We start from the raw sequence: 11,808 nt of genomic DNA on the forward strand, positions 1-11,808 counted from the left end.
AGCATCTCGCCAGAATTACTAAGCAATCTATTGATAATTTTGTGCTTTTTCTTACTGGCCTGATTTTTGCCATTGCTTCTAAGCCGACTTTTAGTAGCCAAATTGGCTATTAACCCTTTCACCAACAACAATGAGAGCTAATAGATGAAAAAGTCCCTACTCAGAAACTTCGGTATCGCCATAAGCCTGCTTGTATCCGGTATCTTGAGTGCAAACGCAGCCATCATTACCCAAGGGTTTGGTACTGCTACCGATGGTTCAAATCTCGTGCAAATCTCTGTCGATACTAATGGCGCCGATTTACTAGCAAATGGTTTTTATGACTTGCAACTGGCTGACCTGCTGAGCCTGACTTATATGGGCGCACAGGCACAGGCGGCACCCGGCTTCAGTGATTTCTTCTTTATTGGTTCGGCTGACAGCACCAATCTGTACGCTGGCCTGGACTTTTTCGATTTTGACGCCAACTTTATGGTAGGTGGCGCCTTATTTGCCGTACAGGGTGTGTTTGATTTGTTGGGCGGCTATGCAGAACTCACCATTTACGATGAAAATAATCAGTTTGTTGATTTTATTGACAACCTGTCAATAGGTACTGCCAATGTGGTATCAGAACCAGGCTCGCTGGCTATCTTCAGTCTGATGTTAGCTGGACTTGCCTTACGTCGCCGCCAGCGCGCTTAACCTTACCCAGGCCAGATGACACTGGGGTTGTGCTTGAACACCGTTGATATTCAGAACAGCCCCTTATCTTGTACCGCTTTTTACATGCTAAGCACTACAACTTCTTCAGTGCCACCGCATTAATACAATAACGCAAACCACTCGGCGGGGGGCCGTCAGGGAACACATGGCCCAAATGGGCATCACAGACATTACATAAGGTTTCAATACGGCGCATACCGTGGGACTCATCCATCACATAAGCAATGGAATCGATATTGGCGGGTTGGGTAAAAGACGGCCAGCCGCTGTGGCTGTCAAACTTATGCTCGGCATCAAACAGCAAGGTGTCGCAGCAGGCGCAGGTATAACAGCCCGGCTCAAATCTGGCGCACATTTCGGAGCTGAAAGGGCGCTCGGTACCATGCTGACGGGTCACCCGGTAAACCTCTTCGTCCAGGCATTCCTGCCACTCTTGCTCGGTTTTTACGACTTTACGCGGTGGCTTTGGGTTGCCCTGGTTTGCAAAATTGATAACATCGGCCCAGTTCAACATAACGATTCTCCAAGCGATCAGATGGATTCATGGTATCCCACTCAAGCACAATGTTCAGGCATTGTTTCACTAACTTGGTCCAATAGATAAAGAATAGACTGATAGGGAATGCCCGCATGCTGGCTGAGACCTATTTCACAACTGCGACTGTTAGAGACCCCCATATGACAGCCTTGCGGTACTTGCTGTTGCAGGTTTTTCAGGGCACTGGCATTTAATTCCGGGGTGTAAAAGCCCTTGTCACCGGCAAAGCCACAGCACTGAATATCGTTGGGGATCACCACTTGTTCGGCGCAGGCCCTGGCTAACGCCACCAATTGCTGTTCGGCCTGCAATCGCTTACTGGAACAGGTGACATGTAACATCACAGGGCCTGGTATTTTTGATACTTTTAACTTTGGCAGTACATACTGATACACAAACTGCGCGGTCTCCTGCACCTGCAATCCTTCCTGACTAAATTGCAGCGCACAAGGAGAGGCATCCACCAGAATAGGCAGTTGCTGCTCCCGGGCCAGCTTCAACAGGGCCTCTTTACTTTGCTGGCGTTTTTGCCCGGCCAGTTGTTTCAGCCCTTTACTGTCCCAGGGCATACCGCAGCACAGCTCGTCTACATTATCCGGCACCAGCAAACGAAAGCCGGCCTTAGTGAGTACACTGGCCATCACTTGGGGCAGTGGACGGCGGTCCAGGGCCTTAGCGTCTGCATCAAACATACGGTTGGCACAGGTTGGAAAATACACCACGCTTTGCCCATCGAAATTATCCGCTAGCGCGACTTTTTTAGCTCCGCCCGGCCAGGCCGGAAACCAATTCGGTATGGCCCCCTGGCTCACTTTATTCAGGCCTTTAAACAGCGTTTGTGTGGTGCCGTCTCCCAACAGATTGCTGGTGACTTTAACCGAATTCAGGGCGAAGCGTGCTATCAGGCCGGTAGCCGCAAAGTGTTTTGCCGCCATACCGGCCAGCCAACTGCCCTGCGCGGACTGGCCGCGCAGTTGTTTGATAAATTCGCCAGTGTTAATGCCTACCGGGCAGCGCTCGGCACAAAGTCCGGTCGCTGCGCAGGTGTCCACCCCAAGATATTGGTATGCCTGATTGATCTGTGCCAGCTCAGAGTCTGAAAAACCATTATCTTCATCCTCACGTAGCCGATGCAACGCAATGCGCTGACGCGGTGTCAGGCTAAGGTCCCTAGACGGGCAAACCGCTTCACAAAAGCCACATTCAATACATTTATCCAGTTGTGGGTCCACTGCCGGAATGGGTTTAAGATCCTTCACATGCGCCTTGGCATCCGCATTAATAATCACACCAGGGTTGAGTATGCCGAGGGGATCAAACAGTTGCTTAATCTTCACCATCAATTGATACGCTTCGTCCCCCCACTCCAGGCGAACAAAAGGTGCCATATTGCGGCCGGTGCCATGCTCGGCTTTTAAAGAACCGCCGTATTCCACTGCCACCAACTCACCCACCGCCTGCATAAAGTCATCGTAACGTTGGATTTCCTGGGGCTGGTTAAAGGACTGGGTGAACACAAAGTGCAGGTTGCCTTCCAGGGCATGGCCGAAAATAATCGCCTCGTGATAATCAAAACGGGCAAACAAGGCCTGCAGTTTTTCCACGCCCTCGGCCAGTTTGTCAACAGGAAAGGCCACATCCTCAATGATTACGGTAGTACCGGCCGGGCGCACCGCACCAACCGCCGGAAACGTGCCTTTGCGAATTGCCCAAAGCGCCTGATTACGCCCTGGCTCCTGACTAAAAGGAACCTGGGCAAGCAGCTGGGCCGAAAAATGACCGAGTAGCAGCTCTACTGCCTGCAGATGTGCTTGCAGCTCGTCAGCGTCCGGCCCGGTAACCTCAATCAACAATGCCGCAGCATTGTTATCCAGGTTGTGCATATTGGCGGGCATGGCGGGTTTATCCGCCACACTTTTAAGTGCTCTGGCGTCCATCAATTCCACTGCACTCACAGGGGCATGAGCCAGCTGTTGCACTGCGTTACAGCAATCACGAATATCAGAGAAAACAAACAGACCTGAGGCCCGATACGGCTCATCCGGCACAGTGTGGTAGGTAATATCCGCGATAAAGCCCAGGGTACCCTCGGAGCCAATCATCAGATGCTTGAGCATATCCAGCGGCTTATCAAAATCCAGCAGAGCATTGATGCCGTATCCTGTGGTGTTTTTCAGGCGGTATTTATGGCGTATTTTTTCACTTAAGGCACTACTGGCCTTGACCTGCCCGGCTAAGCGCTGCAAGCCATCGAGTAAATCCCTGCGCTGTTGACTGAACAATGCCACACTGTCGGCATCAGCAGTATCCACCCGGCTGCCGTCCGCCAGTAACAGATGAATATCCGCCACCGTATGATAGCTGTTGTGCTTGACACCACAGCACATGCCCGAGGCATTGTTGGCGGCAATACCACCAATCTTGCAACTGTCGATAGAGGCCGGGTCCGGGCCAATTTTACGCGCAAAGGGCTTCAGCAATTGATTGGCGCTGGCGCCAATCACGCCGGGTTGCAACCAGATTCGCTGGCCGTTATCCAGCACCCTGGCATTACGCCACTGGTCAGACAAAAGCACCAGAACCGAGTCAGTTACCGCCTGGCCGGATAAACTGGTACCGGCAGCGCGAAATGTCAGGGGCACAAGATGACGGTCGGCACATTCAATCAGCTTTTGCATCTGCTCAACACTGTCCAGACGCACCACCAATTTGGGTATCAGGCGGTAAAAACTGGCATCACCGGCATAAGCTAAGCGTCTGGGCAAATCCGCATAAATGCTGTCTGGCGGCAAAAACGCCCCGACCTGCTGCACAAAGCCCTGAAAATCTGACGGTTGCATTACACCTGCCTGAGCCAATTGTTTATTCTCCCAGTTGTGAAAATTATTCTTATTCATTTACTATGTGCTGAATAGCTTATTTTCGTCACCTTTGATGGCCGCTACATGTCAACATTTATAAAAATTAAAGCCATGCGCGACAACCTGTCCACCAGCGAATTAGCGCTGGCGGACTATATTCTGTCCCAGCCTGAAACCATCCGCGACCTGTCTTCGCAAAAACTGGCCCAGCAAGCCGGGGTCAGCCAGTCCAGCGTGGTGAAGTTCACCCAGAAACTGGGTTACCGCGGTTATCCGGATTTTAAATTTGCCATTAACGACAGTCTGCGTACGGCACAGCAGCAGGAAAAGCCCAGGTTACACGGACAAATTTCCCTGGACGACTCCTTCGTCGCCGTAACGGAAAAACTACTTTCCAGCAAAATCGCCGTGCTAACCAACACCAAAGGCGTTAACGAGCTCCCCACCTATGAGCAGGCAGAAGCCATGTTGCAAAAAGCCAATCGCATCCTGATCTGCGGGGTTGGCGGTTCGGCGCTGGTTGGCCGGGATTTTTCTTTTAAGCTGCAAAAACTTGGTATGTCGGCCATGGCCGAGAGCGACAACCATGTACAAATGGCCAACGTAGCCAACTATACCAGCAAGGATCTGCTGTTTGTGATCAGCGAATCCGGCGAAACCCGTGAAGAAGTGGCCGTCACCGAACTGGCCAAAACCAATGGGGTGATGATCATCAGCCTGACCGGCTATGGCAATAACAGCATTGCCAAGCTGGCAGACGTTAAACTCTACACAGTGTCCGACGAAAACTCCGCGCGCTTGTCATCCATTCTGGCCCGCACCGCGCAGGAGTTTGTTATCGACACCTTGTTTATTCTGCTGACACAAGCCTCATCTAAGGGCCGCAAGTTACTGGAAGCGTCTAACCAGGCAATCCGCGAGTTTCGCTCTAAGTCCAAATAACCTGCTCAGGGGTACAGCAAATACCCCTGACGCTTGCGCTTAAAGGCCTGCAAATCGGCCTGCCAGCTAGCTCTGATCTCTGCTTCGGTTTTACCGTCCGCCAGTGCCAGACGCAGTTTGTCGGTTCCCGCCAGCTTGTCCATAAATCCTGGGTTGGTGAAAAACGCTTCACCGGCGCTGGCAAACTGCTGATGCCAGACCACCAGATAGCCCAGCTCCAGCCCTTTGGCCTCTACACCGCGCAAGTCCTGTCCCTTGACGGTTACCCCTTCAAATTTGGGGTGCGTCGACGCACCAGGAATGGAACGGGGCTGAAAGCTAAAAGGCTTGGCATCCTCAACAAAATGCTGATCGTGCCCTATTACCTGGAAAGGAAAGTCGGTACCCCGGCCGATACTCACCGGCGTCGGCTCGAAAAAACCAAGTGACGGATAATGTCGGATAGCCACATGATTGGGCAGGTTAGGACTGGGTTTCACCGGCAAGTGATAAGGCATGTCATGACGATAGTTTTGCACCGGGATCACGCTCAGATTGAGGGGTTTATCGGTTTCCAGCCAGCCTTCCCCGACAATCATCTTTGCCAGCTCTCCCACGGTCATACCATGCACCAGGGGGATCTCATGCATACCCACAAAAGAGCGAAAAGCCGGCTCCAATACCGGGCCGTCCACATAGTCACCATTGGGGTTAGGTCTGTCCAGCACCATAAAAGCAATACCCGCCTCGGCGGCCGCTTCCATCATATAATGCATGGAACTGATATAGGTGTAGTAGCGTACTCCCACATCCTGAATATCAAACAGAATAATGTCCAGATCGGCCATGGCTTCTGGCTCGGGTTTACGGGTTTTACCGTAAATGGAATACAGCTCTATACCGGTTTTTGCATCCTCCGTTGAATCCACCTTGGCACCGGCATCATGGTCACCGCGAAAGCCGTGCTCGGGGGCAAAAATGCGTTGTACTTTCACCCCTCTGGCCAGCAGAAAATCCACCAAATGCTGCTGACCGGCAATGGAGGTTTGGTTAACCACCAGGCCAACCCGCTTTCCTGCCAGTTGTGGCAGATACAAAGCTTCACGTTCAGCGCCTACCCTGATTTCATCAGCGGTTGGCAAATGCGTGGAGCAGGCCAGTAGGTTCAGCGCCATCACTAAGCCAAGCAACAGACGCCACATTATTGCGCCTCCCGGGCCTGTTCTACGGCTTTACGCAAGAACCCCTGTTGCTGTTCAAGCAGCGCTTGGCCGGCCTGCATATCCAATCCGGTGAGTACGTGCAAAATGGCCAGCTTGGCTTTAAAACCGGTTTTGGCCAATGCATCGCGGGCGGTTTGATGGTCACAGTCGGTAGCCTGCATCACAATACGGATAGCCCGGGCATACAGTTTCTGGTTGCTGGCATTCACGTCCACCATCAGATTTTCGTAACTCTTGCCGCTACGGATCATGGCCGCGGTGGTCAGCATATTCAGCACCATTTTTTGCGCCGAGCCGGATTTCATGCGGGTGGAGCCGGTCAGGGCCTCAGGGCCGACCACGGCGCAGATACCGATATCGGCTTCCAGTGTCACGGGGGAGTCAGGATTACAGGTCACGCTGACGGCGGGCGTGCCCAGCGATTTAGCATACTGCAGTGCAGATATCACATAAGGTGTGCGGCCGCTGGCGGCGATACCAACCAATACATCGTCGGCGCTGAGGTTGATCTTTTTCAAGTCAGTGATGGCCAGTTCAGGATCATCTTCCGCCCCTTCCACCGCTTTATACATAGCACCTGCGCCACCAGCAATAATGCCGATAACCTGCTGATCGGTCACACTAAAGGTAGGTGGACATTCTACTGCATCCAATACCCCAAGACGGCCACTGGTACCGGCACCGATATACACCAGACGCCCGCCCCTGGCGAATGCAGCAACAATTTTGTCCACCGCCTGAGCAATTAGCGGAATGGCTTGCCTGACCGCCAATGCAACTTTTTGATCTTCCAGATTGATTCTGTCCAGAATCTGCTGGGTGCTCAGCAGGTCGATATCATAGGTGTGCGGATTGCGTCCTTCAGACACCATCTGGTCCAGTTGCTTCAGCAATACGGATTCGCTTTTCAGCTTGTCTTGGTTCGATGCCATTTATTTGGCTTCCTCATCGTTCAGAAAATCTTTTGCCAACTGGCGCGCTAACAGGCAGGCGCCATCCAAAGCGCTACCGCGAGCGGCCATCAAATTCAATTCAGTTTCATTTGCAAGGTCAGTCAGGGTCGGCTGAGCCAAACCACCAATGACAATCAGGGGGATATCGGGGCCATACTGTCTGCACGCCATTATCAGCTTACGTACTTCCTGCAGGTGGCCTGCATATAATCTGCCAGCCAGCGGGCAGCAATCCTTAAGGGCCAGTATTTGAGGTACTAAGGCGGCAAAACGGGTGGGATTAGCCGCGGCCAGCCAGGTAAGAATCTCTGCTCTTTGTGTGCCCAGCACAGACATTAAATACAAGCCAAGTTGACTTGGGCTTTGCTGCAGATCCAGTTCCCACAGCAACTGACTGACGGCATTAACGCCGAGCCGGGCACCACTGCCTTCATCGCCGACCAGCAAGCCCCATCCCCCCACCATGGTTTCCCGGCCTGTGTTATCCAGCACCATGGCTACCGAGCCTGTCCCCAGTGCCACCACTGCCGCAGGCTGCCCAAGGTTAGCACCATAGGCAGAGGTTTTGGCGTCACTCACAATGTCGGCTTTGCCAAACGCCCGTTCCAGTAGTTCCAGCGCCTGATAACGCAAATGTCGGTTACCGGCCCCTGCCAGTCCGGCCAGAGCCCACATTTGCTGCATGTCACAACCAGCCTGGCCAGCCAGTTGCCTGGCTAACTGCAAAATCTGCGCAACGGCCGATTCTACGCCCAGAGACAAGGACGAGGCATCGCCCCTGGCTTCCCATTGTTGTCCGCTGGGCAAATGTTCGAGTCTGGCCAGGGTCTTACTGCCGCCGCCATCCACGCCCAGAATGTATTGAACCTGCTTCATCAGCTTGCCAGCACCTTGTTGTTTCTACCCGACCAGCACACCACAAAAGCGATCGTGGTGCCGATACACAGCTGCCAGGTGAAGCCCAGGTTAAATTGCCAGTCCTCGGGCAGCAGCAAACTCTGGATATAGGGCTGCATGGCCAGTGTGACCACAAAGCCGGTGATAAGCGCCGCCAGTACCGACGCAGAGCTGCCGCCTTGGGTGAACAAGGTGGTAAAATACACCCCCAGCAAACCACTGTAGGAAAACACCATCACCGACAAAGCAAAGGCCAGTAGCGGCATATCGGAATACTGCTGCCAGTAGTAACAAAGAATCGCCATCGCGGATAACGCCACGGCAGCGACCACCATACCCATTTGCCCCGCCCAGACGTAATGGGCTTCTTCTCTATTACCGCGTTTTTCCATCATGGGGCGGTATAAGTCCTGAACCAGCACAGACGACATCGCATTAAGACCAGAATTGAGGGTGGATAACGCCGCCGCAATCACACCGACCGTAACCAGGCCTCTTACTCCCACGGGAATTTCATTCAACACGTAATACATAAAGATGGTGATTTGCTCACCTTCAAAACTTTGCACTATGGGCTGACCAGCCTCGCTCAGCATTAGATCGGGGCGTTGGTAAAACACATACAGCAACAGACCAATAATAATAAACAGCGCCATCACCGGGATCACCATCACGACCGACCAGATTAGGGCTTTGGCACCTTGTTTGGCATCTTTACAGCTTAGCATCCGTTGGGTCATGTCCTGGTCCAGACCGAAAGCGGCAATATTCAGCAGCACAAATCCGGTAATAGCTGACCACACCGTAAATACCCCGCCGGGGCTGAAATCCAGCCGCCAGTCAAACAGAGTTAGCTTGGACATTTCACGATCTGCAGGATTCGCCAGCGCATCCAGAATCGTCGGCCAGTCGGCCGGAATGCTCACCGCCAGAAAATAAATCACAAACAGTGCGGCTCCCACATACACGGCGCACTGAATCACGTCACTGACAATCACTGACTTCAAGCCCCCCACAAAAGAGTAAGCCAGTCCGACTATGGTCAGAATCAACACCGCACTGATAACACTGGTGGCCTGAATATCACCAAACAGGATCATAGCCACCGCAATGGCGGCCATATACAATCTGGCCCCGCTGGCAAACACTCTGCCAAACAGGTACATAATACCGGCCTGACGTTTGGCCGACGCACCAAAGCGCTGCTCAAGCAGCTCATATACCGTGGTGACACGCATGGCATAGAAGCGTGGAATTAAAAAAACCGCCACCCCAAACGCAGCAACAAAGGCACCGATATTGGTGGCCAGATAGCTGAAATCATTGCGATAGCCCTGGTCTGGTCCGCCCAGAAAGGTAGCGGCAGACTGTGAGGTGGCCAGCACAGAAATCGCTACCATCCAGATGGGCATTTTATTGCCGCCAAGAAAATAATCTGCGGTAGTGGTGGCTTTTTGCCTGCTGTAGTACCAGCCGGTAACGGCCATCACGACAAAATAGGCGGTAAACACCAGCCAGTCCTGCCAGGCAAATTGGCTATGCATTGGTACCTCGCTTATTCACACTGGTTGCCGATGATGGCATTTCCCATTGATGAAATTTTTTATACTGATATGATTCCATTCTAATGAATAATTAATTCCAAATGCCAGTAAAATTTACCTTTTATCTGCTGTTGCCGTACAGTCTGCTGTCGGCACCGAACTCAGAGCGCCCAATGAATAGGCAATTTGCCACATTACTTATCCATTCGGCGCACTAAGTGATAATGTTCCTACAGGAGAAGTTATGAATCCAATTGGACGTCGCCTGAAACGCGGCAAACTCATCAGTATTTTGGCAACTATTATTACCATGACATCCTGTTCACCCGCTTCACAGCCTGACGGCAAACTCAGTGATACGCAACTGCGCGATGACTTAGCGCAAAAAATCATGATCGATCTGCGCTACTACTGCGGGGATAACACCGAATCCGGCAAATGCCGTACCCCCATGACCGCACTGCCAGACGACCTGGCCGCGCTTATTCGCGATACCGGCATTGGCGGGGTGATTCTGTTTGCCGATAACCTAGTGGATATCCCGCAGATGGTCAGGCTTAACCGCGCTATGCAACACGCGGCCAGCCAGTCCCAGAGCGGCCAGCCGCTGTTTATCAGCCTTGACCAGGAAGGTGGCCGCGTAGCCAGGGTGCCGCGTCATTTGGGCACGGCTTTTTCCGGCAACATGGCTATAGGGGCAACCTACCTTGAACAGGGTGTTGAATACGCCAGAGCCACTGGCACGGTATTAGGCAAAGAGCTTAAAACCCTGGGTTTCAATGTTAATCATGCCCCTACCGTGGATGTTAACGTTAACCCGAACAACCCGGTGATTAATGTCCGTTCATTCGGCGAAGACGCCGAGATGGTCGCCGAGCTGGGTATTGCCCAAATGCAGGCCATGCAAGAACAGGGAGTCATTGGCACCCTGAAACACTTCCCTGGTCATGGCGACACCGCAGTTGACAGTCATACCGGTCTGCCTTTGGTAGAACACGACAGGGAAACCATCGACCATGTAGATTTGCTGCCATTTCGCCGTGCCATCGAACAGGGTCTGGTAGAAACCATTATGACCGCCCACATTCAATACCCGGCGCTGGATGACTCGAAGTTGGCAAGCAAAACCGGTGAGATGATCCTACGCCCGGCCACTCTGTCACGCACCATACTCACAGACTTACTGCGCAACGAGCTTGGCTTTAAAGGCCTGATTGTTACCGATGCCATGGATATGGCCGGTATCTCCCATTTCTTTGAACCCACCCAGGCAGTGATCGAAACCTTTAAGGCCGGTACCGATATGGTGTTGATGCCCATTCGCCTGCATACCCCGGAAGAAATCAAACAACTGCCTAAGCTGATTGATGATTTGCTGGCAGCAGTGAAATCCGGTGAATTGTCGGCCGATGAAATTCATCTTTCTGCCGAACGTATCAGAGCCAGTAAAGCCAAGTACGTACAAGCCGACAACCGGGATGAAAGTACCGCTATTGCCAATGCCGAGTCCATTGTCGGTGCCCCGGCCCATAAGCAGCTTGAGCAAGCCTTGTCCGACGCTTCTTTAACAAAAGTGCGTGGTAACAATAACTTGCTCCCCTTGGGCCAGACAATTCGGTCCGTGCACTTAGTGATGCCCGACAGAGGTAAATGCCTGGCAATGCAGCAGGCACTTAGCCGCAACCTGCCAGACCTTATCAGCAGTTGTGCCAGCCTGCAGGGCTTTGACACAGAGATAAACCAACAGGCCATGAGCAAGGCCGATATGTTACTGGTGGCCAGCATCACCCCGGCACAAAGTGCGGTGGAACGCGGCGGTATGGAAGACATGAGCCTGGTCAGGGCCGATGCACTGGACCATCAAAGCCAGCAAGCGCTGATTCCGCAATTGATTCAACAAGCTAAACAAGCGGGTAAGGCCGTGACTTTTGTTAGTTTGCGTGCGCCCTATGAAGTTGAATGGCTGGCACAGGATGCCGATCTGGTTCTGGCAACCTACGCATACAACAGCCACATACTGCCAGGTACAGAGGATAATCCGCAGGTATATGGCCCGGCTTTTGAGTCGCTGGCGCGTTTCCTGGCCGGAAAAATCCAGGCCAAAGGCCACTTGCCTGTCACAGTGGGTCGGGATTAATCCCGACCTGCTAACAGAATAAAGGTCAG

At 52.6% G+C, this 11,808-nt stretch carries 9 protein-coding genes; 3 read left to right on the top strand and 6 right to left on the bottom strand.

Annotated features, from left to right (window positions below; translation table 11 throughout):
* The first annotated feature begins 144 nt into the window (after window positions 1-144).
* Window positions 145-684 (top strand): PEP-CTERM sorting domain-containing protein, encoded by a 540-nt coding sequence (locus CSR04_RS10840; RefSeq protein ID WP_102796321.1) that lies wholly within the window; start codon window positions 145-147, stop codon window positions 682-684.
* Window positions 685-778: 94 nt separating this feature from the next.
* Here the strand turns inward: CSR04_RS10840 and msrB are convergent, their stop codons facing one another.
* Together msrB and CSR04_RS10850 are read right to left on the bottom strand one after the other, a co-directional pair.
* Window positions 779-1,219, bottom strand: a complete 441-nt coding sequence (gene msrB / locus CSR04_RS10845) for a peptide-methionine (R)-S-oxide reductase MsrB (RefSeq protein ID WP_102796322.1) — start codon at window positions 1,217-1,219, stop codon at window positions 779-781.
* Window positions 1,220-1,260: 41 nt separating this feature from the next.
* Window positions 1,261-4,140 (bottom strand): FAD-binding and (Fe-S)-binding domain-containing protein, encoded by a 2,880-nt coding sequence (locus CSR04_RS10850; protein WP_245921551.1) that lies wholly within the window; start codon window positions 4,138-4,140, stop codon window positions 1,261-1,263.
* Window positions 4,141-4,188: 48 nt separating this feature from the next.
* Here CSR04_RS10850 and CSR04_RS10855 point away from each other — a divergent pair, with 48 nt between their 5' ends.
* Window positions 4,189-5,046 (top strand): MurR/RpiR family transcriptional regulator, encoded by an 858-nt coding sequence (locus CSR04_RS10855; protein ID WP_102796323.1) that lies wholly within the window; start codon window positions 4,189-4,191, stop codon window positions 5,044-5,046.
* A 5-nt stretch (window positions 5,047-5,051) separates the two neighbouring features.
* Here CSR04_RS10855 and CSR04_RS10860 read toward each other — a convergent pair whose 3' ends face one another.
* From CSR04_RS10860 to CSR04_RS10875, 4 genes are read right to left on the bottom strand one after another with little or no spacing between them, the layout of a single operon-like run.
* The gene (locus tag CSR04_RS10860) at window positions 5,052-6,227 is read right to left on the bottom strand and encodes an exo-beta-N-acetylmuramidase NamZ family protein (RefSeq protein ID WP_102796324.1); all 1,176 of its coding nucleotides are present in this window, start codon (window positions 6,225-6,227) and stop codon (window positions 5,052-5,054) included.
* The gene (murQ, locus tag CSR04_RS10865) at window positions 6,227-7,180 is read right to left on the bottom strand and encodes an N-acetylmuramic acid 6-phosphate etherase (protein WP_102796325.1); all 954 of its coding nucleotides are present in this window, start codon (window positions 7,178-7,180) and stop codon (window positions 6,227-6,229) included. Before murQ ends, CSR04_RS10860 begins: the two co-directional genes overlap by 1 nt.
* The gene (locus CSR04_RS10870; RefSeq protein WP_102796326.1) at window positions 7,181-8,077 is read right to left on the bottom strand and encodes a glucosamine kinase nucleotide-binding domain-containing protein; all 897 of its coding nucleotides are present in this window, start codon (window positions 8,075-8,077) and stop codon (window positions 7,181-7,183) included.
* Window positions 8,077-9,642, bottom strand: a complete 1,566-nt coding sequence (locus CSR04_RS10875; protein WP_102796327.1) for a sodium:solute symporter — start codon at window positions 9,640-9,642, stop codon at window positions 8,077-8,079. Before CSR04_RS10875 ends, CSR04_RS10870 begins: the two co-directional genes overlap by 1 nt.
* A gap of 244 nt (window positions 9,643-9,886) precedes the next feature.
* Between CSR04_RS10875 and CSR04_RS10880 the strand changes: the two genes are divergently transcribed.
* The gene (locus CSR04_RS10880; RefSeq protein ID WP_425427687.1) at window positions 9,887-11,779 is read left to right on the top strand and encodes a glycoside hydrolase family 3 protein; all 1,893 of its coding nucleotides are present in this window, start codon (window positions 9,887-9,889) and stop codon (window positions 11,777-11,779) included.
* Window positions 11,780-11,808: the final 29 nt, after the last annotated feature.

It is taken from the genome of Bowmanella denitrificans (assembly GCF_002887595.1).
Classification (GTDB): domain Bacteria; phylum Pseudomonadota; class Gammaproteobacteria; order Enterobacterales; family Alteromonadaceae; genus Bowmanella; species Bowmanella denitrificans.